We start from the raw sequence: 23,813 nt of genomic DNA on the forward strand, positions 1-23,813 counted from the left end.
CTGAATCTCTTTTGAATGCAGCACGTCTACCAGCGCCACAATATCCTTTTTCTTCTCATCGCCGCGATGTACGGTAATGATGTTGGCATACGGGTTGTTTTCACCGCTTTCGACGGCAATCGGATCTTTCACCGGATCCAGCCCCGCGTCGATAGCGTAGTTCGCGTTAATCACCACCGCATCGCCTTCGTCGTTGTTGTACATCTGCGGTAACAGCGCCGCTTCCACGTTAGGCAGGAACTTCAGTTTTTTCGGGTTTTCCACGATGTCGCTAATGCGCGCGGTGACTTTGTCCACCCCCGGTTTCAGCTTGATCACACCCTCTTTTTCGAAAATCGACAGGATACGGCCTTCCTCAGATACCGCATCGCGCATGATGACCTTGCCGCCTTCCGGCAGATCTTTAAGCGATTTCACCTTCTTCGAATAGATGCCGATCGGCTCAATGTGAATCGCTCCGGCGCTGACGAAGTCATAGGTTTTATCGCCAGCATGATCTTTAATCACGCTGTTCAGATACGGAATATGTTGGAAGTAGTTAGCGTCAATTTCACGGCCAGCCAGCGCGGTATTCGGCAGGATGTAATCCTGGAACGGCTTAATTTCCAGGTCGATCCCCTGCTTTGCCAGAATCGGTTTGGCCTGCTCAAGGATCTCCGCGTGCGGTACGTTTGATGCGCCAACGGTCAGCGTATCAGCCCAGGAGGCGAAGCTCAGGGCGCTTAAGGTTGCTGCGGCGAGTAATGTCAGTGATTTTTTCATGATAATGGTTTCCGTATTTTATTAGCGTTTATCTAACAGAGAGGTGATCACATCGCCGCAAAGCTGGATGATGAAGACGATGAGCAGAATCGTCACCGTCGCCACCAGCGTGACGTCGCTGTGGTTGCGCTGGAATCCTTCCAGATAGGCCAGATTCCCTAAACCCCCGGCACCAATGACTCCCGCCATCGCGCTGTAGCTGACCAGCGCAATCAGCGTCACGGTAATCCCGGACACCAGAGCGGGAGAAGATTCCGGCAGTAAAACCCGAAAAATAAGCGTACTCAGACGCGCGCCCATCGAACGCGTCGCTTCAATAACGCCTTTATCCACTTCACGCAGGGCAATTTCGACCAGACGCGCGTAAAACGGCGCGGCTCCCACAATTAACGCAGGCAGCGCGGCATTGGCGCCGAGAATGGTGCCAACCATCGCTTTGGTAAATGGGATCAGCAGCACGATCAAAATGATGAAAGGGATCGAACGGAAGATATTCACCACCAGCGAAATCGCGCTATACACGGCGCGATTGTGGAACAGTCCGCCACGCGCCGTCAGAAACAGCGCCAGGCCAAGGGCGATCCCAAGGACAAAGGTCGCCACGCCAGAAAGGGCGGTCATATAGAGCGTTTCCTGGGTTGCTGCTAATAATTGATCCCATTTCAGATGGGGGAACAGTCCTTCAGCCATGTTGAATCACCTCACCTTCAATGTCGCTATCGTGCAGGTCGGCCAGAATATTGCTCAGTTGCTCCTCGGTCGCCACAACGTGCACCCATAGCTGACCAAACACTCCGTGCGCGGTTTGCGTCATCTTGCCGTGCAAAATGTTAAACGGCAGGCCGTAGCGCAGGGTCAATTCTCCAACGACGGGACGGTGGGTGCGTTGACCGGTAAACGTTAGCTTGATCACCACGCCGCCCAGTTCGCGTGCCAACTGTGGGTTGAACTCATCTTCTTCGGCGTACTGGCTCACCTGACGCACGAATTGTCGGGTGATCGGCTGCTGCGGATGGGTAAAGACGCTGAGCACATCGCCTTCTTCAACGACTTTACCGTTTTCCATCACCGCCACGCGGTCGCAGATTTTGCGCACCACGTGCATTTCATGGGTGATCAACACAATGGTTAATTTGAAGCGACGGTTAATATCGAGCAGTAAATCAAGGATCTGATCGGTAGTTTGCGGATCTAACGCCGAGGTGGCTTCGTCGCATAGCAGTACGTCAGGATTGTTCGCCAGCGCGCGGGCAATTCCCACCCGCTGTTTTTGCCCGCCGCTGAGCTGAGACGGATAAGCATTCTCGCGACCACTCAACCCAACCAGCGTAATCAGTTCGGCAACCCGCGCTTTGATGGACGCCTTTGGCGCACCCGCGATTTGCATAGAGAAAGCAATATTTTCGCTAACCGTGCGCGACCACAGTAAGTTGAAGTGCTGGAACACCATGCTGATTTTCAGTCGCGCCTGACGCAGAGATTCTCCGCGGGCGGCAGAGATATCGTGGCCGTTAATCGTCACGCTGCCGGAGGTCGGTTTTTCCAGACCATTAAGCAAGCGAATTAAGGTGCTCTTACCCGCCCCGCTGTAACCAATAATTCCGTAAATCTGTCCCTGCTCAACCGTCAGGTTGACGTTATCGACAGCGGTAATGGATAGCCTGCCTGGCGTAAACACTTTTGAAATATTTTTCAGGACAATCATGTCGTTTGGGTATCCGCTGCTGCTTTTTGTAATCCTGCTAGCGCTTTTAGCTGTTTAGCAGTATGGATGTCCAAACGAGTGTAATGAGTGAAATTGGCTTTTAGAATGAATTAAAACGAATTTGATATAATTTTTAGGAATATGATCTGTACATTGAAAACCCCCGCGTAAATCTGTTTATTTGGATAGCCAGGGCGGGTTGTTGCGCAACAAACTGTCGCTGAGCCCAACGCCTTTATCCATACCGATGAACAAATTAATGAATATTTTTTGTAAAACCGCACAGAACTGTTTTGAAACAGCGTTTCCATTTTCCTTTTAGATAAAATTCAGCGTATAATGCGCGCCAATTGTCTCTTGAATGGTTTCAGCACATTGACCTGTAAAACTCAACGACTACAAAACTCACCTTCCCGTTGGGCTGAAACGCAAGCACACATTCCTCTGCACGCTCTTTCGATGTCACCTATCCTTAGAGCGAGACATCACCACTTTCGTAACTCAGGTTTAGCTTCCCATCCGTGCGCGATGGGAGCCAGATTTCCCAATCCTTCTCAACTTAAAGACTAAGACTGTCATGAAAAAGACGAAAATTGTTTGCACCATCGGTCCGAAAACCGAATCCGAAGAGATGTTAACCAAAATGCTGGACGCGGGCATGAACGTCATGCGTCTGAACTTCTCTCATGGCGATTACGCAGAACACGGTCAGCGCATCAAAAATTTGCGCAACGTGATGAGCAAAACCGGTAAGAAAGCCGCTATCCTGCTGGATACCAAAGGTCCGGAAATCCGTACCATTAAGCTGGAAGGCGGTAACGACGTTTCTCTGAAAGCAGGCCAGACCTTCACCTTCACCACCGACAAATCTGTTGTCGGCAACAGCGAAATCGTTGCTGTGACTTACGAAGGCTTCACTAAAGATCTGTCTGTCGGCAACACCGTACTGGTTGACGATGGCCTGATCGGCATGGAAGTTACCGCGATCGAAGGTAACAAAGTTATCTGTAAAGTGCTGAACAACGGCGACCTGGGCGAAAACAAAGGCGTTAACCTGCCAGGCGTTTCTATCGCGCTGCCAGCACTGGCTGAGAAAGACAAACAGGACCTGATCTTCGGTTGCGAACAGGGCGTTGACTTCGTTGCGGCATCCTTTATCCGTAAACGTTCTGACGTGGTTGAAATCCGCGAGCACCTGAAGGCGCACGGCGGCGAAAACATCCAGATCATCTCCAAAATCGAAAACCAGGAAGGCCTGAACAACTTCGACGAAATCCTCGAAGCGTCTGACGGTATCATGGTTGCTCGTGGCGACATGGGCGTTGAGATCCCGGTTGAAGAAGTTATCTTCGCGCAGAAGATGATCATCGAGAAATGTATCCGCGCGCGCAAAGTCGTTATCACTGCGACCCAGATGCTGGACTCCATGATCAAAAACCCGCGTCCGACCCGCGCTGAAGCCGGCGACGTCGCGAACGCCATCCTCGACGGCACCGACGCAGTCATGCTGTCTGGCGAATCCGCGAAAGGTAAATACCCGCTGGAAGCCGTGACCATCATGGCGACCATTTGCGAACGTACCGACCGCGTGATGACCAGCCGTCTGGACTTCAACAACGACAGCCGCAAACTGCGCATCACCGAAGCCGTTTGCCGTGGCGCGGTTGAAACTGCGGAAAAACTGGACGCTCCGCTGATCGTCGTTGCAACCCAGGGCGGTAAATCTGCTCGCGCAGTGCGTAAATACTTCCCGGATGCCACCATCCTGGCGCTGACGACTAACGAAACTACCGCGCGTCAGCTGGTACTGAGCAAAGGCGTTGTGGCACAGGTTGTTAAAGAAATCAGCTCCACCGATGATTTCTACCGTCTGGGCAAAGAAGTTGCTCTGGAGAGCGGTCTGGCGCAGAAAGGTGACGTTGTGGTTATGGTTTCTGGCGCGCTGGTTCCAAGCGGCACGACCAACACCGCATCCGTTCACGTACTGTAATAATTCCGCCGCGAATTAATTTGCTTATAAAAGCGCCCTCGTGGCGCTTTTTTTATTTTATCGATAGCCACAATTAATAAAAAATCAAATCGGATTTCACTATCTAATCCGTGATTATCTAAGATGAATCCGATGGAAGCTTTCTGTTTTCACTCGGTTTTTTAGCCGTTTTTGCACAATTCGATGCTTCTTTGAGCGAACGATCAAAAATAAGTGCATTCCCATCAAAAAAATATTCTCAACATAAAAAACTTTGTGTAATACTTGTAACGCTACATGGAGATTAACTCAATCTAGAGGGTATTAATAATGAATCGTACTAAACTGGTACTGGGCGCGGTAATCCTGGGTTCTACTCTGCTGGCAGGTTGCTCCAGCAACGCTAAAATCGATCAGCTGTCTTCTGACGTTCAGACTCTGAACGCTAAAGTTGACCAGCTGAGCAACGACGTGAACGCAATGCGTTCCGACGTTCAGGCTGCTAAAGACGACGCAGCTCGCGCTAACCAGCGTCTGGACAACGCAGCTACTAAATACCGCAAGTAATAGTATCTGTGTAATAAAAATGGCGCACGTTGTGCGCCATTTTTTTTGCCCTGAATTTCTCGTTCCCTGTTATTGCGTAGCGCGCACCTCTGCATTCTCTCCCGGCACCCCATTTCGCGCAGACTTCACTTCCGCACCATTGTTAACGACCGAGGCCTGGCTGGCCGTCACTGTGACCGGATAACCCGCACGGCGATACAACGCGCGTTCCACCAGGCTGTTATCAACGGCTTTATTGTCTTTGAACTGAGTAAAACCGGCTGGGAGCACATACGGCATGGTCTGAACGTTTTGTTCCTCTTCCGGCGACAGTGGGCGATGCACCTCGACATACCGCATGCCGTTCGGCTCAATCGAATATTTGATCGGCTCATTAATCACCCTGACCGGCGTTCCTGTTCGGACTTGAGCAAACAATGCCTTGATGTCCGGCGCGTTCATGCGAATACACCCGGAGCTCACGCGCAGACCGACACTGTCCGGCGCGCTGGTGCCATGGATCAGGTATTCACCGTTTCCATGCGCCAGACGCAGTGCAAAGCGTCCTAACGGGTTATTTGGCCCGGCGGGCACTACCGGAGGCAATGTTATGCCACGTTCCAGTGAGCGTTTACGGATGCCTGCTGTAGGGGTCCAGGTAGGATTCGGTATTTTCTGCCCTACCCGGGTTTCCATCACCGGAGTTTCCAGCCCCTGCAAACCGATACCAATCGGGAATACCTGAACGATATTCTCTCCCGGCGGGTAGTAATACAGACGTAGCTCCGCCAGATTCACAATAATGCCTTCGCGTGGCGCATCAGGCAGCAGTAATTGCGAGGGAATAGTAATCAGGGTTCCGGGTTTGGGAACAGGGGCAATAGTATTATTGGCTTCGAGGATCAACATTGCGGCGGTATCAAACTTACGGGCAATCGCCTGTAGGTTTTTATCCCCTTCCTGCACGGTATAAGTTTGATTTTGCCCAACAAGACGACTGTTTGCCTGGGGCAACGGATAATCGACCGCCCATGCGGCCTGAATAGCGCTGTAAGCGCCGATTAGCATTAAGGTAATAACAGACGCGCGTTTCATACTCACTCACCCCCCTGGCGTTCCTGCCGGACGACGGCGAGCGCCAGATCCGGCTTACGAGTCACTGCGTTGCCTTACACGATCGATTTCAAGTTGGTCTGAAAGTTGACGTGTTTTATCAGTTTAGCTAAGAGTTGCGGCTTTGGCGCGGATAGCCCGAATCATTGCCTCCAGCCCCTGTGAACGAGACGGTGTGAGATGCTGTGCGAGCGCCATTTTTTCAAACCACGGACGCACATCAAAATTCACAATATCCTGGGCCGTCATGCGGTCGTACAGAATGAAGACCACGGCGATAAGCCCTTTCACAATTGCCGCATCGCTGTCGCCCTGAAATTCAATAATCCCTTCAGCATTCTGACGCATAACAATCCATACCTGACTTTGACATCCCTGAATGCTATTTTCGGGGCAGCGATCGTCGGCGTTTAATTCCGGCAAACGCTGACCCAGTTCAATGATGTACAGGTATTTCTCTTCCCAATTAGCGCAACGCAGAAAATTACGCAACAATTTTTCTTTATCCGGTAGCGCAGCCATAACGCCTCCCTGTTATCCCAGTAAGTGATGAATACGCTTGAGACCTGTCACCAGGCGATCCACTTCTTCATGGGTGTTGTACATGGCAATCGACGCCCGACACATGGCGGGAACGTGATAGTAGGCCATCAGCGGCATTGCGCAGTGATGCCCCGTCCGCACGGCGATCCCATAGTTATCGAGAAAACTCCCGACGTCATAGGCGTGATGTTTGCCGAGGTTAAAGGCAATCACCCCCAGGCGGTTATCCGGTCCGTAAAGCGTCAAATCCGGCACGTCCGCCAGCTGTTCCAACGCATAGCGCATCATGAACTGTTCATATTCGCTAATTTCAGTCAGCCCCAGCGCTGAAACATACTCAATAGCCGCGCCAAGCCCGATAATTCCTCCTGTGTTAGGCGTACCGGCTTCAAAACGCCACGGCGCCTTGGCCCACGTCGTCCCCTGGCTCAGGCTCACGGTCGCAATCATCGAACCGCCGCCTTCCCATGGCGGCATTTCCTGCAGCAGCGCCTCTCTGGCATACAGCACGCCAATACCGGTTGGCCCGTAGAGCTTGTGTCCGGAGAAAACATAAAAATCGCAATCTAACGCCTGCACATCCACTTGATGATGCATAACCGCCTGTGCGCCATCCACCAGTACTTTTGCGCCGTATTGATGCGCCAGCGCAATCATCTCACTTAGCGGGTTTTCGGTGCCCAGTACGTTTGAAACATGGGTAATTGCCAGCAGTTGCGTACGCTCATCGAACAGCGCTGGCAACGCTTCCAGTTGCAATGTGCCGTCGGCATTGAGCGGAATGACCCGCAGTTCTGCGCCCACGCGGGCGCATAGCATTTGCCAGGGAACAATGTTGGCATGGTGCTCCATTTCGCTGATGATGATGTTATCGCCAGTCCTGACATTGCTGGTGCCCCAACTGTTCGCCACCAGGTTAATGCCTTCCGTGGTACCGCGAACGAACACCAGCTCTTCAGCGGAACGAGCGTTAATAAACAGCGAGGCGAGCTTGCGCACATTCTCCATTTTTTCCGTGGCCTGCGCGCTCAGCGTATGGATACCACGGTGAACCGCCGCATAGCCGTGACGGTAAAACTCGGCTTCGGCATCGATCACCTGATTAGGCTTTTGCGCGCTGGCGGCGCTGTCCAGATACGCCAGCGGTAAACCGTTCACTTCACGCGTCAGGACCGGAAAATCAGCCCGCACTTTTTCAATGGGAAATGTCATGCTACGCCTCCCGGCAGGCGGTGAGCGATCCGCGCCAGTACCAGTTGTTTAAGCGTTTCATCGCGCAGGGCTTCCGTCAGCTCAGCGGCAAACGCATAGAGAATCATCTGTTGAGCATCCTGCTGACCGATCCCGCGCGAACGCAGATAGAACATCTGCTCGTCGTCAATCCGCCCTACCGTCGCCCCGTGACTGCATTTCACGTCGTCGGCATAAATTTCGAGCTGAGGCTTGGTGTCCACTTCCGCCAGTTTTCCGAGCAGTAAATTGTTATTGGTCATCTGACCGTCGGTTTTAATGGCGTGTTGAGCGACGTTGATCAGGCCATTGAACACCGCCCGCCCCTTATCGCTGACAATCGTTTTATGCAACTGGCGGCTGTTGCAATAGCCCTTGTTGTGCGCAAGCCAGGTCCGAGTGTCACAAACTTCGTTTTTCACCGGCATCGCCAGGCTGTTAAGGCGCAGCGTGGTATTTTCGCCGTTGAGCTGGGTACTGGTGTTATGGCGTAACACAGCATCACCCAGCAAGAAACTTTGGCTGACTGCCGAGGCATCTGCACTCAACTGAATATCATTATGGGCAAAGTGGTGGCTGAGCGAATTCTCAAACGCCAGTTTAATGTGGTGCAAATGTGCATTGGCCGCGACGTTCATCGTTAAGCGCGCCCCGGTAAAATGGCGAAGCTCGCTGAGACTGACATAATGCTCAATAACGGTGGCTTCTGCGCCTTCCGCCAGATCCAGATGGTGACGATAGTGCGCCGTATTCACCGCATCGCCCGTCGCTCCCTGGGTAATGTGCAGCAGCAGCAACGGTTTCGCTGGCCGGTGGTTACGCTTGACCAAAATGTGCGTTACGCTGCGGGACAGGCTTTCGGTCAGATGCAGAAATACTTCCGGCTGGATAGCCGCAGGCAGCATCTGACGCTCATCATTAACGGTAATATCAAATCCGCTACCTTCCACGCTGTCGCTGAGCGTTGGACAAAATTTCCCGTCGACAAACACCAATCGTACCGCATCAATCGCTGGTGCCAGCGCCTCAAACTGGGCTGGCGTTAGCGCGGAGATATTGCTGACGAACCGGCTGTTGGTTAATCCCTCCAGCGGCGTGTATTTCCAGTCCTCATGCTTACGCGTTGGCAGCCCCAGACGCAGTAGCTGTTGCAGATGCTGTTGCGCATAGTGCGAACGGGTCTCCCCTTGGGTCTCAAACAGATGGTGCCACTGTTGCAGCACGTTACTGCTGTTCGCTAAGCCAGCCATATCCTTGCTCCTCCAGTTGTTTGACCAGCGTGAAATCGCCGGACTTCACAATTCGCCCCTGGTAGAGAACGTGAACATAATCGGGTTTGATATAGTCCAGGATGCGCTGATAGTGAGTGACGATAATAAATGAGCGTTTCCCGTCGCGCAGCGAGTTCACGCCATCGGCGACGATTTTCAGCGCATCAATATCCAGCCCGGAGTCTGACTCATCGAGAATGCACAACTGAGGCTCCAGCACCGCCATTTGCAAAATGTCATTCCGCTTTTTCTCACCGCCAGAGAAACCGACGTTTACCGAACGCGTCAGTAAGTCTTCCGGCATCTTCAGCAGCGCGATTTTTTCTTCCATCAGATCCTGGAAGTCGAACCTGTCCAGCGACTCCTCCCCACGATAACTGCGCACCGCATTCAGCGCCGTTTGCAGGAAAAACTGATTACTGACGCCGGGAATTTCTACCGGATACTGAAATGCCATAAAGATCCCTTCACCGGCCCGGTCTTCCGGCGACAGTTCCAGTAAATCCTTACCGTTAAATTCAACCGTCCCGCCAGTGACTTCGTAGTCTTCACGTCCGGCGAGCGTGGCGGACAGCGTACTTTTCCCGGAACCGTTCGGCCCCATAATGGCATGGACTTCTCCGGGACGAATCTCAAGGCTGAGCCCACGCAGAATCGCCTTATCTTCGACACTGACCTGTAAATCTTTAATGCTTAACATGTGCTTTCCTTAAATTTTAACCGACGCTGTGTTCAAGACTTATGGCGAGAAGTTTTTGCGCTTCCACCGCAAATTCCAGCGGCAGTTCAGAGAACACGTCTTTACAGAAACCGTTGACGATCATCGAAATGGCATCCTCTTCGCTGATGCCGCGTTGCAGACAGTAAAACAGCTGGTCTTCACCGATGCGTGACGTCGTGGCTTCGTGCTCAAGCTGGGCGCTGTTGTTTCGACACTCGACATACGGGAAGGTATGCGCCCCGCAGTCCGCCCCGATCAACATGGAGTCGCATTGGGTATAGTTACGCGCGTTGGTGGCGGTCGGCATGATTTTTACCAGGCCGCGATAGCTGTTCTGACTCTGACCGGCGGAGATCCCTTTCGAGATGATGGTCGATTTGGTGTTCTTGCCAATGTGGATCATCTTGGTGCCGGTATCGGCCTGCTGGTGACCGCTGGTCAGCGCGACGGAGTAGAATTCACCGATAGAGTTATCGCCACGCAGAATGCAGCTTGGGTATTTCCAGGTAATAGCCGAGCCGGTTTCCGACTGCGTCCACGACATTTTGCTGTTTTCGCCTTCGCACAGCGCGCGCTTGGTGACGAAGTTCAAAATGCCGCCGGTATTACCATCACCGGGGAACCAGTTTTGCACCGTCGAGTATTTCACTTCAGCATCTTTATGGATGATAACTTCCACCACCGCCGCATGTAGCTGGTAGCTGTCGCGTACCGGAGCTGAACAACCTTCGATATAACTGACGTAGCTGCCCTCATCCGCAATCAGAATAGTGCGTTCAAACTGCCCGGTCTTTTCGGCATTAATCCGGAAGTAGGTAGAGAGTTCCATGGGACAACGCACGCCTTTCGGCACATAAATAAAGGTGCCATCAGATGCCACTGCGGCATTCAGCGCGGCGAAGAAATTATCATTACCCGGAACGACGGTTCCCAGATACTGTTTCACCAGCTCGGGATGGTCATGAATCGCCTCACCGAACGAACAGAAAATAATGCCCTGCTCTGCCAGCTTGTCGCGATAGGTTGTCGCCACCGACACCGAGTCGAAAATAGCATCAACCGCCACCTCTTTTCCTTCACGAACCGGTACCCCTAGCTGTGCAAAGGCGTCTTCTACCTCTTTGCTTAAAAAGGCATTCGCCCCTGTTTGCTGAACAGCCCCCGGTTCAGAAGCACAGGTTTCATCACAATTGCCGCAGGACGGCGCAGAGTAATAGCTGTAATCCTGATAATTCAGCTTGTCGTAGTGCGCTTTGAGCCAGTGCGGCTCTTCCATGGTGAGCCATGCGTTAAAGGCATTCAGGCGAAACTCCAGCATCCAGTCGGGTTCATTACGTTTTGCCGAAATCGCGCGCACAACGTCTTCATTGATCCCTTTTGCCAGCTCATCGGTTTGCAGTTGGGTGAAGAAGCCCTCTTTATAATTGAGGTGCCCGCCAGCCCAGGTGTTGACATCATCAGTTGCTTCAGTATTACGAGACATAGTACCGCCTATACCCCAAAACTTTCGCCACAGCCGCATTCGTTCTGGGCTTTCGGGTTATGAAATTTAAATAACTGATTTAATCCTTCGCGAACGAAATCGACTTCCGTCCCGTCGATAAACGGCATCGCCTGTAACGGCACATAAAGTCTGGCGCCATCAGATTCATACAGCAGATCGTCTTTTTCCGGCTCACGGACGGTGTCCAGCACGTAGCCGAATCCCGCGCATCCGGTTTGTTTCACACCTAAACGCACGCCCAACATACCGGGTTGTTTTGCCACCAGTTCGCGGATGTGCGCCGCAGCTGCCGGCGTTAACGTCAAACCACGCCATGCGAAATCGTCCGGGTTAAATGTTCCTGAATGCAATTCCATAGGGTTACCTCGAGTCATTAGCTTTCAAGCTATAACACCATGTTAGTGATAATGATTATCACTTCAACCCCTCAACAGCAGGGGCATTCGGGTTAATCGCCATTTTTGGCTACTTTTAATAAGCATAGACCCTGCAGCGCGGGTTATCAGAGATGGATTATTTTGTTCAATGCATTGATTAATAATGGATTATGAAAATCCAATCGTTCAGGCAGGTCAAACGCCAAAAGATGTATAGGTAATACCTATTTAAGGGATTGGTTTTAAAATCTGAATAAAATCATGCAATTATTGTATAATCAGGGACTTAATATTTGCATATTACAAAACGTATTGATTTACAGGCATATTACTTACGTTAATAAAAAAGCGGTAAGCATAAACTTACCGCCCTTTAACTATTACCAGTTAACCCGAATTCCCAGGTTGCCAGCAAAACCATGCATATTACCTTCAAAATCATGCTGATATTTCATATCTGCATATAGTGAAGCATTTTTGGTAATATCACCGGTAAAACCACCGCCCACTTCATACCATTGGTCTGAATAATCTTGATTAAATTTCACCGAGCTCACCGTTACATCTGGCGAACGACCAATATTAGTCAGGACATTTGCAGTTAAATATGGATGTGCTTTAGATGTTTTAACGCTATCATAACCCAGACGTCCTCCGATACGAGCAAGGCCCGAGTTATCAGACGTTGATTTAACGTAGGCAACGCCATCGTTTGTCGCATCTAAGTGAAGGTATTGATACATAAGTTGAACTTGAGGTTCCAGATATAACCCATTGGCATATTTGAATGGCTTACCTGCCTCTACGGATAGAGTTATGCCATCACCATCCTGAGTGGCATCATTACCGTAAATACTATTATATTCATTACGATAGTGAGTATACTGAGCCACAGTATCTACATATACGTCATTTGAAAAATATGAGGTGTAATAAGCCCCTACACCGTAACCTTTGGAATTGATCTTACCTGTCGTTGTCGATCTGCCTTGATACATTCCACGAACAGAATCTTTAGCAGACGTGCTAACTTGTCCGAAAGTAGCAAATACGCCACTATGTACTCTGGTGCCATCTTCTTCAAAGTTGTTATAAAGATCGCCGCCAAGCTGAGCAAACCAGGTGTCGGCGTCATAGTTAAAACGATCTGCATTAGATTTTGTTTCACCGCCGCCAATACGTCCCCAGGCCCCCTGAGGCATATTACTTTCTTTCTTAATATTTTCCTGTTCACCGACCCTTTCATGCAAAGTACCAACGGTCTGATAGCCATACATACGGTTTAAGTACGGGGCGATAACGTAACCAGGTACTGATGGGTTATATGATGGTTCCGATGTTGGGGCCGGAGTCGGATTTGGCGTCGGCTCCGGGGTTGGGTTTGGCGTCGGATTTGGCGTCGGCTCAGGGGTTGGATTCGGCGTCGGCTCCTCGGGCGGTTCTGGGGTAGGCTCTAAAGTCGAGCGCAAATACCATCCATTTCCTGATTGGCCGCCGTTATACGCCAGATATTCATAAGCGCCTGCGACAACAGGTTTTGATAGCGTTACCGAGCTCGTATCCTGACCACTGATAGAAGCAAGTTTAATACCATCGTTTACCGTGAGCGCCCCCGCTCCACCAATCTGATTGATATTAATCGTATGGCTACCGGCAGCATCACCATTAACTACAATTCTGTCAGAAACTGTATTAGCGTCGCCTTCATTAAGAACCGTATTAAAAGTTATCGTTCCATTATTTCCGGAGAATGAATTCGTCGTGATGGTCTTAACATCATTAACGCCACTGCTTTGAAAGTTAATCAAAGCACTATTTAAGGTAATAGCCGCAGAATTTGAATCGCCCGTCACATTCCACTGGCTTCCATTGGCAATGTTTAGATTTGTCATATCAACAGCTTTACCTGTCCAGACAGAGCCATTGTTAAGCGAAAGCGAAGCCGTCGATGATGAGGTATTAATTGCATCCCCCGACACAACTGAGTTAGCATCGGCATTGACTTCTAACGCCGCTGCCCCCGTGTTTTGAATAAACACGCCGTTATTAACGGTGGAATTAACCTCATTTAACTGGATGGTCCCATTGCCTTCTATAGCGTAGATAGACTCACCGGCAAGAGATGATAATTCACCGCCAGTCATTGAAAGCGTCGACACGCCGCGATTCTGCAAAATTGCCGGGCTTTGGATGCTATTAGTCGTATTTACTGTTGTATTAGTAAGAACGACATCCCCACCCTCAAGAGAAACACCTGGCGAATAGTTACCTTTCGTCTCTAACGCACTATCCGTGACGTTAATCTTGCCACCAGATACCGCCCGTACCGCCGCTGAAATATGATTCTCGGTAAGTATATTTGAGTTACTAATATTGGCGATGGCGCCATCCCTCGTCATAACGCCTGCAGCGGATGAATTTTTTGTGTTTATATTGCTATCAACAACGTTCAGGGTAGCCCCTTCTTTTATCGCGTATGCACCAAGCGCCCCCACTCCAGCAGTTGAAATGTTAGTATTGGTGAGCGAGATGCTTGTCGGATTATTCAAATCACCGCTGCCATCTACATAGGCGCCATGAATGTTCGCACCTGTCGTGTTGATATTTATGGCATCTGTACCCTGGATTGAGACACTGCTTGCTGATGCAGCATAAATCGCAGATGTTGTGAAGATGGATGATGATGAATTCTTTTCGATGGTGCCAGTACCTGACAATGTGATTGTACTGCTGTCTGTAGCAGATATAGCAGAAGCATCATCGCCAGTACTCACAATATTGAACCGATCGCGAACGTCAACGTTACTATTATCTTGAGCAACTATCGCTGAAGAACCACTTCCGGTGGAATTAACACTTAACAGCCCCTGTGAGCTAACGTTGCCTGAACTCGTGGCATAGATGCCAAAAGATTCGTCGCCTGTCGTGTTGATTGAAACTCCATTGAGCTGTGAATCACCGCCAGCGATAACTGAAATACCGTTTGCAGTCGCCCCACTGGTCGTAATGGATGAATTTTGTATCACACCTGCACTATTGCTGCCGAGGAACTTAATACCATCGGCATCTGTCCCGGAGGTCGTTACGGTCGAGTCACTAAGTAAAAAATCATCCCCAACAAATACCCCATTTGCATTTGCACCCGATGTGGAGATAGCTAAGTTGCTTCCATGGACGGAAGTCCCCACTCCGTTAGCATCCATTGAGATACCATGCGCAGTATCGCCAACGGTTTTAATATTTAATTTAGAGGATGAGGTGCCATTAAGCTCGATACTGGCCCCATTTGATGCATTCACTGCAGACGAATTGACTCCTCCACCAGAAGGTAAAAGAGAGGATGTCTGAATCAAGCCTCCGGCATTAACAATTACACTGGTTCCGTTTCCGCTAGCTTCTATTGCGCTATATGGGCCATTGGCAGATGCATCGTTGTTAGCCGTTACGTTTAACGTCCCGGCGGAAACATCAACTTTGCCGCCGTTTAAGGCATATATTCCATACGAACTTCCATTTGCTGTGATGTTAAGGTCCCCCTGGCTTGTTACCGAAGAACCTGTACCATCCACTTTAATTCCGGATGAATCGCCGCCAGAAGTCGTAATAGTTGAAACGCCGTTGAGATTAACCGTCCCGCCAGATTGAGCAAGAACGCCCTCAGAGTTACCTCCGGTCGTGACAATATTTAATGCCCCAGGCGAAGTAATTGTTCCTGCATTCAAAGCAAATAACTCTGGAGTATCAGAAGTACTGCTTGACGATGAATAGCCTGCAGGCACATTAGTTGATGTGTTATCGGCTATCGTTTGCGCCTTAGCGATCTCAGTTGATGTTGAGAATAGAAGACCAATCATTATTGATACTTTTGATAACCTGGTGTTTAAGCAAGACATCGACGCTCCTTAATTCCCATATCTCTAAAACCCCACTACGTTTGCAGTGAAGTTCATTTTCTTAAGAGGTGTAATTACTTGAACGATCCTGGAGAATAGTAATAGCTCATGGCATAACTAAGTTATGTATAGCCCCATGATTTAGAAACATCAAGTTACACAGTTTTACGCCACGAGTATACCCTGGTTATTAAAGCTATCAATTTCCAACCAGCATGAAAAATCCTAAACTTTTTAATGCAGCAAATAGGTTCAGATTTAATATCCTGTTGTTTTATATCTATTACTTTCCTTTACATCCTTATCCTTGTCGTCCTGTTTTCGTTTTTATCTTGTCCTGACATACATAACAGACACCGTAACTAACATTTCTTTGACCGGCAGACCAGGCATATATTAACCATTTGATATATATGAAATTCCCCAGCCCACCGCTAACCGCACATTCCTGTTTATAACTATGCAGTCGCGAACAGGATCGTCGTCAATAAGTAATACGTTTGAAATTCTGCAGGCATTACGGCGCATTGCAACGTAACTCCCGATTTAATAACGGAATAAATTATTTCTCGCTTAACGAATTGCCTCTCGCCCCTCTCGTTATGTAAACTTATGTAAAGAGAAGATTCAAATGACACACTCAGGAATAGAACACATAAGAACCTTGTGGATATATAATTCACAAAATAGAGAGAGTACAGAACATTAAACCAGACATAAACGCAAAACCAAGATTAAAATATTAAAAAAACGAGCCAGTACAAATGCTTGAACCACAAAACGACCTTATATTACATAATAATTTCATTTAATTTCATTAAGTTACCATTTCAATGTGGAATTAATTATTTTCCCATATTGCAAGGAAAGTATTCCCCATGTGAATATACTTACATCGTGAGTGCTCATTGAACATTGATACTAAAATTCCACTTTTATGATGAGAATCCTGCGTATGATGAAGCCAAATGATGAAATGAAGTTAATTATCTCCAAATGGTTATCATCCGGTGCCGCGCGTATCATAATAAAAAGCGAAATTGGAATTGAGCGTACTTTAGGCGTTAAGCCGAATAATACTGACTTCGTCTTTCTGACTGAAGGAGCGATGGATATCAGGAGAACAATGGACGACCTGGTATTCTGTACTGCGCTTGCGCCCTATATTATGAGCGGGACCGACCATCCTGAAAGTGAAGCGTACTTTTATGGTGAGATACGGGCTCATTCAGTAGCATATCGGATTAAAAAAGAAACTGCATTGAATTTAGTGGAAAAGTTCAATTTATTCAAAGAATTGTGGATAGTTGAAAAGTATAAATCTCAAGCCATATGGCGCAGAGATGCCAACCTCAATGGCGCATCAGTTAAAGTGGCAATCGGAGAGCTGATTACCGTTCTTAGTATGCTCCCACCAGAGTTTAGAAAATCAATCTCTGTTTATAAATTTCTTCAGGAAAGAACAAAGTATTCAAAAAGTACAATAATGCGTGTCGTAAACCATTACAGAGATAATGGCCAACTAGATATTAAAAATGGAATACTTATTGAATGGATTCCTAAAGAAAAAGGATAAACACTATGGGATTTCATATACATACTTACTGTGCCTATACCCGGCAGGGGGTTTTGGGCCTCATTGATGAAATATTTGAAACTTCACAACCCGATGAGGTCATTCATATTTTCGATCTCATCGAAAACCCACATCCAATCTTACTATTAAATAAAATAAAAAATTACATGCGGATTACATTAGATGAACCGCAGAAAATAATAGCTATATGCAATAAACAGACAGCAGATTTTCTGCGTAAATTCAGCATACTATGCATTACACCGACAGAATCAATATTAAACTGGGTGGATATTCTAAAAAAAGCAAAGGCGTATACTAAGTGGTCTGTAGCCAGCATTCCAGAACTGGAGCATCATTACGCTTCAAAGCCTCTGACAAATAAGGATTTTTTTATTCTTGAGCATTTGTGTCAGGGTTATTCATTTTCTGAAATATCTGAACTAAGTGGTTTGAATGCAAAGATAGTTTATGCCAGACTCAGTAAAATTAAATGTGAATTTAACTTAGAAAGGAATAACATCCATCTCGCTTACACTTTTATTTTAGAGTCAAGAACAAACTATTTTCATTGTGGCAGACAGTCCAATTATCATCTTTAAAGGCACATAGAAATTAAGCGCTTACAGTCTCAGCAGCAATGCATTATTATGCGGAACAGTGCAAATAACAAAAAACCCTTAAGTCTGCTTGCTGGCAGGCTTAAGGGTTCCGGCCCCATCCGGCGCTTATCTCCGGCACTCGTAATGGCTTAGCTCTTGAAGGGGCATAAGAATAATCTCACTTCCGGATAAGTTTTGTTTAACACAAATTGCGGTTTGATTGTTTTTTGAGCGCAGTCAATGACATAATTCGCGCGTTGTTTCACTAATTTCGTCTAACAACAAGCGTAACCCCGCAGGCTGATGCTCACGAGAAAGATACAACCCGTATATTGGCAGGCGTTTAGGCTGTAGCTCTGGCAGTAACCGAACTAACTTTCCCTGCGCCAACCCTTCTCGCGCTTCCGGCTCCGGTACCAGCGCAATGCCCATACCCGCCAGCGCCGACTCACAGAGCAGCGAAGAGATCCCGGCGCTCAAATTCCCTTTGATCGCAACAGAAACCGTCTGCCCTTGTACATCGAGAAAGTGCCAGGATTTTCCGGCAAAGCCGCTGTAATAGAGGCAGTTATGCTGCGTAAGATCGTCGAGCGTTTCAGGAGTGCCATGTTGATGCAGATAATCGACAGACGCACACAGCACGGATTCACAGTCCCCCAATCGACGGGCGATGGTCCCAGGCTCGGGGGTATCCGTAATGCGGATCGCCACATCGATGCGTTCCCCGACCAGACTTACCGGTTGATTATTAATCTCAACCTCAATGCGCAGTTGCGGATACCGCGCCAGAAAAGTGGGCAGCACCGGGGCAAGAATATGCATCGCGGTATAGTGCGCGCAAGCGACACGTAGCGTACCGGAAGGTATTTGCGCGGCACTGGCGGCAGCAATATCCAGCGAAAGTTGCGCCAGAGAACGCGTTTTCACTAACGCTTCTTCTCCGGCTGGCGTGATCGTCAGGCGACGCGACGACCGATGGATAAGCCTTGCCCCCGCCCATTTTTCCATTTCGTCGAGGTAACGACTAACCATCGGTCTGGAAAGCCCCAGCGCTCGCGCGGCGGCGCTTAAGCTGCCCAAATCACAGATATGGTTGAATACCGTTGCCGCCATTACTCTGTCCATTGCATCCCATCCGATCGTTTTAAGAAACTCAGCATACCCTGATACAGGAATTCTAACAGATGCAAATATCCTTAAAATACGCGAACTATCAAAAGACAATTTCCTGCACAAGGTTACCTGGTATGAATGTTAAAACTCTGGCTCTGCTGTTACCCCTGTTCTCCTCTTCACTCTTTGCCGCCCCGCTCCAGCTGGACGTCTACAACCCGCAGGATAAGGCTATTTTCCCGGTCTCCTCGACGCTGGTTTCAGGACCGAAAGAAGCGATTTTGTTTGATGCGCAGTTCAGCACCAAAGATGGCGAACAACTGGTACAGATGATTCACGCCAGCGGTAAAACGCTGAAAGCCATCGTAATCACCTCCGGCGATCCGGATTTCTATTTCGGTCTGCAGCCCCTCGTCAACGCCTTCCCACAGGTAAAAGTGCTGGCAACACCGCATGTGGTTGAGCATATCCGCGCCACGAAAGAGGCCAAACTGCAGTTCTGGGGCCCGCAAATGAAGGACGGCGCGCCAACATCACTCACCGTGCCGCAAGCCACCACACAAACGCGTTTCACGGTTGATGGCGAAACGCTGGAACTTCGCCATCCCAACGATTATGCGGCGTATGTCTGGATCCCGGCGAACCGCGCAATCATTGGCGGTACTGGCGTGACTTCGGGTATTCATGTCTGGACGGCGGATACGCAGTCTGCTGAACAGCGTTCCGCGTGGCGCAATGTGTTAAGCGAGATGCAGAACTTACAGCCCGCTCAGGTGGTTCCGGGGCATTACATTGGCGAACGCCCGACAGGCGATAAAGCGATTCGCTTCACCCGGGACTATTTGCAGTCATTTGAGCAGGCGTTAAGCGCGAATAAAGGTTCAGCTTACGTGATTAAAACCATGACGGCGGCATGGCCAGGTCTGGCGGACGCCAGCTCTCTGGAGCTAAGCGCGAAGGTCAATACCGGTGAGATGAAGTGGTAAACAAGATTTAACGCCAAAAATAACCCCGAACGCATGTCGGGGTTACATTACAATAAGCATACCGGAATCAATGAACGCCCATGCGCCAGGCAAAATAGATCTCTTCTTTCAGTTCAGTTGAAGAGAGCGTCAATAAATCCGCAAACTCCAGCTCAAGCTGTTTCAGTCTTTTCAGGTACTGAGCCGGTGAAAGATCGGTTTTATCACGACGTAAAAACTCTATTGCCAGTTGGGCCGGGTCTAATTGGGTAGACATATCATCCTCGCTTGTGTTCAAAACCTGCACAGTATAACACCATTCACTGCGCAGATAATGACCAAAAGCAATATGCATCACAAAATAGCGGTCGTCAGACGCGATGTGCAACACAATCGCCCTTGCTCATCGAAGATTTCGATTTGCCATACCTGATGGCGAGAGCCGGTATGAATGGCGCTACACACGCCTCTGACACGCCCTTCCCGCGCAGAGCGAACATGGTTGGCATTAACCTCAAGGCCCACCACTTTTTGCTCCCCCTGAGTGCACAGGTAACCGGCCACCGAACCAATGCTTTCCGCCAACACCACCGATGCACCGCCATGTAGTAAACCAAAAGGTTGTTTGGTGCGATGGTCCACCGGCATTGTGGCCTCCAGGGTATCGTCGCCAATATGTTCAAAGCGAATGTCGAGCAACCCCACCATATTTCCTTCACCCATGGCATTGAGCGCCTCAAGAGTGACTTCACGTTTCCAGATCATCCTATAATCTCCAGCAGTGCCTGTAATGGATGGCGAACGCCCGTGCCTTCAACGCGTTTAACCTGGCTACGACAGGAATATCCGGTAGCCAGACAACGATTTCGCGGCAGTCGTTGCATTGCCTGGTGCCATGATAGCTCATAGATCCCCAGTGAGTTCTGGTGATTTTTCACTTCGTGCCCATAAGTGCCAGCCATGCCGCAGCACCCCACGCTGACGTTCTCCAGCCTGGCGCCAAAACGGGCAAATATAGCTGCCCACTGCGCAGGCGCGCCTGGCAGGGCCGTCACTTCGGTACAATGACCAAAGAAATACCACGGCTCACCGGCAATAGCAGCTGGCTGCTGTGACGCCACAACGGTAGATAACCATTCGTTGACCAGCAATACATGGAAATCCCCCCGCTGTTCTCCAAGCGCCAGCTTGTATTCATCGCGATAACAGAGCACCAGCGCCGGATCAACGCCCACCATTGGAATATTCAGCTTCGCCACCCGGTTGAGAAACTCAGATGTCTTTTTCGCTGTTTTGGCAAAACGGTTTAAAAAGCCTTTAATGTGCTGCGCTTTGCCGTTTGGCGAGAACGGCAGCAGTACCGGCTGTAAGCCCAGTTTTTCTACCAGACGGATAAAATCAGCCACCACCTGCGCATCGTAATAGCTGGTGAACGGATCCTGTACCACCAGCACCATACGGGCTTTTTGTTCCGGGCTGAGTAATTCGAGCTGCTCCAGTGTCATGTTCGCAGAACGATGACCAACCAACTGACGTTGCAGCGACGGCGCAGACAACAACGGTAAATCCACCATACCGATGTGCTTTTTAGCCAGATTACGCACCAGCGGCTGATTGATGAAGAAATTAAACGTTTTGGGCGCACGCGCCATGAGCGGCGCATAACTCTCAACGGTCGCCACCATATGATCGCGCAACGGTCGCAGATAACGCGTGTGGTACAGTTGCAGGAAGCGCGAGCGGAACTCCGGTACATCAATTTTAATCGGACATTGCGTGGAACAGGCTTTACACGCCAGACAACCGGACATCGCCTCTTTGACTTCATGCGAGAAATCGTATTCGCCCTTACGCGCATGCCAGCTGTTGCGGGTGCGGGCAATCAGCGTGCGTAAACTGGCGCGTTTTTCCGGCAGCTCTTTTTCCAGCTGTATCGGGTCAATTCCGCGATCCGCCAACAGACGCAGCCATTCACGTACCAGCGTGGCACGGCCTTTCGGCGAGTGGATTCGGTTGAGGCTGATTTTCATCGACGGGCACATGGGGCTTTTCGCATCAAAGTTAAAGCATAACCCGTTGCCGTTACACTCCATTGCTCCGCGCCACTCTTGCCGCACCGCCAGTGGGATCTGTCGGTCATAAGTCCCGCGCTTGACGGCATCCACTTTCATCATTGGCGCGTCAACGTCTTCCGGTGGACAGATTTTCCCCGGGTTCAGCCGGTTTTGCGGATCAAATACCGACTTCACTTTGCGCAATTCGCGATACAGTTCGTCACCGAAAAACGCCGGACTGTATTCTGCACGAAAACCTTTCCCGTGTTCGCCCCACAGCAGACCACCATATTTTGCCGTCAGCGCGACCACATCGTCAGAAATGCGTTTCATCAGCACTTCTTGCTGCGGGTCACACATATCCAGCGCCGGTCTGACGTGCAGCACGCCGGCATCCACGTGACCAAACATGCCATAACTCAGACCGTGGCTGTCGAGCAGCGCACGGAACTCGGCAATGTAGTCAGCCAGATGCTCCGGTGGAACGCAGGTATCTTCAGCGAACGGAATAGGCTTCGCGGAACCTTTCGCATTTCCCAGCAAACCGACGGCTTTTTTACGCATGGCGTAAATGCGCTCCACGCCCGCGAGTTCAGTACACAGTTGCCAACCAATGACACCGGCTTCCTGACGGGAAATTAAGCCGTCCAGGCGTTCGCACAGCGCCCTGACCTGAGCATCAATCAAAGCTTCATCGTCACCCGCAAATTCGACGATATTCAGGCCCAGCATTTCTTTATCCGGTACGTCGGTAATCAACTCACTTACCGAATGCCAGACGATATCTTCCCGCGCCAGATTAAGCACTTTGGAGTCAACGGTTTCTACCGACAGTGCGCGCGCTTCCACCATAACCGGGGCGTTACGCAATGCTGAATCAAACGAGTCATACTTGACGTTGACCAACTGCCTGACTTTGGGCAACGGCGTGATATCCAGGCGCGCTTCGGTAATAAACGCCAGCGTACCTTCTGAGCCGGTAAGAATGCGGGTTAAATCAAATTCGGTCATCTCGTCGTTGAAGACGTGTCGGAGATCGTAACCGGTAAGGAAGCGATTGAGTTTGGGGAATTTATCAAGAATAAGCTGCCGATTATCACGACACCGCTCATACACCGTCTTATAGATGCGGCCAATAGTGGTATTGCTGTTGCCCAGCGTTTGGGCGAGTTCGATCGGCATTGGCTGGGTATCAAGAATATCGCCGCCCATCAGCACCGCGCGGATACCCAGCACGTGATCGGAGGTTTTACCGTAAACCAACGAACCTTGTCCGGATGCGTCGGTATTGATCATCCCGCCCAACGTTGCCCGGTTACTGGTGGATAATTCCGGGGCAAAGAAATAGCCGTAAGGCTTCAGAAACTGGTTGAGCTGATCTTTGATTACCCCGGCTTCGACCCGCACCCAACCTTCCTGCGGGTTGATTTCAATAATGCGACTCATATAACGGGACATATCAACAATAATGCCCTGATTCAGCGCCTGACCGTTCGTCCCGGTACCGCCGCCGCGCGGGGTAAAAATCAACGACGAAAAAAGAGGTTCAGCCGCCAGACGGGCGATCAGCGCCACATCTGCCGTTGAACGCGGGAAAACCACAGCATCAGGAAGCAGCTGATAGATACTGTTATCCGTCGACATTGTCAGCCGATCGGCGTAGCTCGTTGCCGTATCGCCCGTGAATCCTTGCTGCTCCAGCGCCTGCAAAAAATTGAGCACCAGTTGAACGACACCTGGCGCCTGAGAAATTTGTGGAATCATTATAGTGACCCTTTCCTGCGGTCTGTGTTGTGAATTTAATCGTTTGCGTGTTGCTTTGTTTGTTGTATCACATTTTTTTCTAATACGCTCAGCAGATTTACAGGC

The 23,813-nt window shown here is 49.7% G+C and carries 21 protein-coding genes; 6 read left to right on the forward strand and 15 right to left on the reverse strand.

The window, feature by feature from the left end; genetic code table 11:
- The 3 genes from KQJ18_RS00510 to KQJ18_RS00520 all read right to left on the reverse strand — a co-directional run.
- On the reverse strand, positions 1-762 hold a 762-nt coding region (locus KQJ18_RS00510; RefSeq protein ID WP_216421212.1), incomplete at its 3' end, for a MetQ/NlpA family ABC transporter substrate-binding protein.
- 21 nt (positions 763-783) lie between these two features.
- Entirely contained in the window at positions 784-1,452 is a 669-nt protein-coding gene (locus KQJ18_RS00515; protein ID WP_069324235.1) for a methionine ABC transporter permease, read from the reverse strand.
- Positions 1,445-2,467, reverse strand: coding sequence for an ATP-binding cassette domain-containing protein (locus tag KQJ18_RS00520; RefSeq protein ID WP_137350501.1), 1,023 nt, complete (start codon positions 2,465-2,467; stop codon positions 1,445-1,447). Before KQJ18_RS00520 ends, KQJ18_RS00515 begins: the two co-directional genes overlap by 8 nt.
- 375 nt (positions 2,468-2,842) lie before the next feature.
- Between KQJ18_RS00520 and KQJ18_RS24565 the strand changes: the two genes are divergently transcribed.
- The 3 genes from KQJ18_RS24565 (at position 2,843) to lpp (ending at position 5,003) form a co-directional block, all read left to right on the forward strand.
- Positions 2,843-3,037 carry a hypothetical protein gene (locus KQJ18_RS24565; RefSeq protein WP_247672768.1) on the forward strand — a complete coding sequence of 65 codons (195 nt, stop codon included), beginning with the start codon at positions 2,843-2,845 and terminating at the stop codon, positions 3,035-3,037.
- A gap of 7 nt (positions 3,038-3,044) precedes the next feature.
- On the forward strand, positions 3,045-4,457 hold the full coding sequence (gene pykF / locus KQJ18_RS00525) for a pyruvate kinase PykF (protein WP_006684766.1): 1,413 nt from the start codon (positions 3,045-3,047) through the stop codon (positions 4,455-4,457).
- A gap of 309 nt (positions 4,458-4,766) precedes the next feature.
- The gene (lpp, locus tag KQJ18_RS00530; RefSeq protein ID WP_003029373.1) at positions 4,767-5,003 is read left to right on the forward strand and encodes a murein lipoprotein Lpp; all 237 of its coding nucleotides are present in this window, start codon (positions 4,767-4,769) and stop codon (positions 5,001-5,003) included.
- Between the two features lie 69 nt (positions 5,004-5,072).
- On the opposite strand, the gene KQJ18_RS00535 is transcribed toward lpp, so the two are convergent.
- The 8 genes from KQJ18_RS00535 to KQJ18_RS00570 all read right to left on the reverse strand — a co-directional run bounded on the left by KQJ18_RS00535 (position 5,073) and on the right by KQJ18_RS00570 (position 15,634).
- Positions 5,073-6,077 (reverse strand): L,D-transpeptidase family protein, encoded by a 1,005-nt coding sequence (locus tag KQJ18_RS00535; protein ID WP_137347314.1) that lies wholly within the window; start codon positions 6,075-6,077, stop codon positions 5,073-5,075.
- Positions 6,078-6,200: 123 nt separating this feature from the next.
- Entirely contained in the window at positions 6,201-6,617 is a 417-nt protein-coding gene (gene sufE / locus KQJ18_RS00540) for a cysteine desulfuration protein SufE (protein WP_038640268.1), read from the reverse strand.
- 12 nt (positions 6,618-6,629) lie between these two features.
- A complete protein-coding gene (gene sufS / locus KQJ18_RS00545; protein WP_085049437.1) occupies positions 6,630-7,850 on the reverse strand; it encodes a cysteine desulfurase SufS in 1,221 nt (406 codons plus the stop codon).
- Complete coding sequence (gene sufD / locus KQJ18_RS00550; RefSeq protein WP_137350503.1) at positions 7,847-9,118, reverse strand: Fe-S cluster assembly protein SufD; 1,272 nt, start codon at positions 9,116-9,118, stop codon at positions 7,847-7,849. Before sufD ends, sufS begins: the two co-directional genes overlap by 4 nt.
- A complete protein-coding gene (gene sufC / locus KQJ18_RS00555; RefSeq protein ID WP_038640264.1) occupies positions 9,093-9,839 on the reverse strand; it encodes a Fe-S cluster assembly ATPase SufC in 747 nt (248 codons plus the stop codon). The genes sufD and sufC overlap by 26 nt, the downstream gene beginning before the upstream one ends.
- 16 nt (positions 9,840-9,855) lie before the next feature.
- A complete protein-coding gene (gene sufB / locus KQJ18_RS00560; RefSeq protein ID WP_038640262.1) occupies positions 9,856-11,343 on the reverse strand; it encodes a Fe-S cluster assembly protein SufB in 1,488 nt (495 codons plus the stop codon).
- A gap of 8 nt (positions 11,344-11,351) precedes the next feature.
- The gene (gene sufA / locus KQJ18_RS00565) at positions 11,352-11,720 is read right to left on the reverse strand and encodes a Fe-S cluster assembly scaffold SufA (RefSeq protein WP_038640259.1); all 369 of its coding nucleotides are present in this window, start codon (positions 11,718-11,720) and stop codon (positions 11,352-11,354) included.
- A gap of 401 nt (positions 11,721-12,121) precedes the next feature.
- Positions 12,122-15,634 carry an autotransporter outer membrane beta-barrel domain-containing protein gene (locus tag KQJ18_RS00570; protein WP_216421214.1) on the reverse strand — a complete coding sequence of 1,171 codons (3,513 nt, stop codon included), beginning with the start codon at positions 15,632-15,634 and terminating at the stop codon, positions 12,122-12,124.
- 955 nt (positions 15,635-16,589) lie between these two features.
- On the opposite strand from KQJ18_RS00570, the gene KQJ18_RS00575 reads away from it, so the two are divergent.
- Complete coding sequence (locus tag KQJ18_RS00575) at positions 16,590-17,210, forward strand: helix-turn-helix domain-containing protein (RefSeq protein WP_032939795.1); 621 nt, start codon at positions 16,590-16,592, stop codon at positions 17,208-17,210.
- A 5-nt stretch (positions 17,211-17,215) separates the two neighbouring features.
- Positions 17,216-17,812, forward strand: a complete 597-nt coding sequence (locus KQJ18_RS00580) for a hypothetical protein (protein ID WP_137347212.1) — start codon at positions 17,216-17,218, stop codon at positions 17,810-17,812.
- A 237-nt stretch (positions 17,813-18,049) separates the two neighbouring features.
- On the opposite strand, the gene KQJ18_RS00585 is transcribed toward KQJ18_RS00580, so the two are convergent.
- The gene (locus tag KQJ18_RS00585) at positions 18,050-18,937 is read right to left on the reverse strand and encodes a LysR family transcriptional regulator (protein WP_159121261.1); all 888 of its coding nucleotides are present in this window, start codon (positions 18,935-18,937) and stop codon (positions 18,050-18,052) included.
- Between the two features lie 122 nt (positions 18,938-19,059).
- Between KQJ18_RS00585 and KQJ18_RS00590 the strand changes: the two genes are divergently transcribed.
- Positions 19,060-19,911, forward strand: a complete 852-nt coding sequence (locus tag KQJ18_RS00590) for a Vmh family MBL fold metallo-hydrolase (RefSeq protein ID WP_216421216.1) — start codon at positions 19,060-19,062, stop codon at positions 19,909-19,911.
- 67 nt (positions 19,912-19,978) lie between these two features.
- Here KQJ18_RS00590 and KQJ18_RS00595 read toward each other — a convergent pair whose 3' ends face one another.
- The 3 genes from KQJ18_RS00595 to KQJ18_RS00605 form a co-directional block, all read right to left on the reverse strand.
- Positions 19,979-20,167: a YdiH family protein gene (locus tag KQJ18_RS00595; RefSeq protein WP_029139522.1), complete on the reverse strand. Its 189-nt coding sequence runs from the start codon at positions 20,165-20,167 to the stop codon at positions 19,979-19,981.
- A gap of 77 nt (positions 20,168-20,244) precedes the next feature.
- A complete protein-coding gene (gene menI / locus KQJ18_RS00600) occupies positions 20,245-20,655 on the reverse strand; it encodes a 1,4-dihydroxy-2-naphthoyl-CoA hydrolase (protein ID WP_042308766.1) in 411 nt (136 codons plus the stop codon).
- Complete coding sequence (locus KQJ18_RS00605) at positions 20,652-23,708, reverse strand: FAD-binding and (Fe-S)-binding domain-containing protein (protein WP_204525071.1); 3,057 nt, start codon at positions 23,706-23,708, stop codon at positions 20,652-20,654. The genes menI and KQJ18_RS00605 overlap by 4 nt, the downstream gene beginning before the upstream one ends.
- Positions 23,709-23,813: the final 105 nt, after the last annotated feature.

This window comes from Citrobacter sp. S55_ASV_140 (assembly GCF_018919505.1).
In the GTDB taxonomy this organism is placed as follows: Bacteria; Pseudomonadota; Gammaproteobacteria; order Enterobacterales; family Enterobacteriaceae; genus Citrobacter; species Citrobacter werkmanii.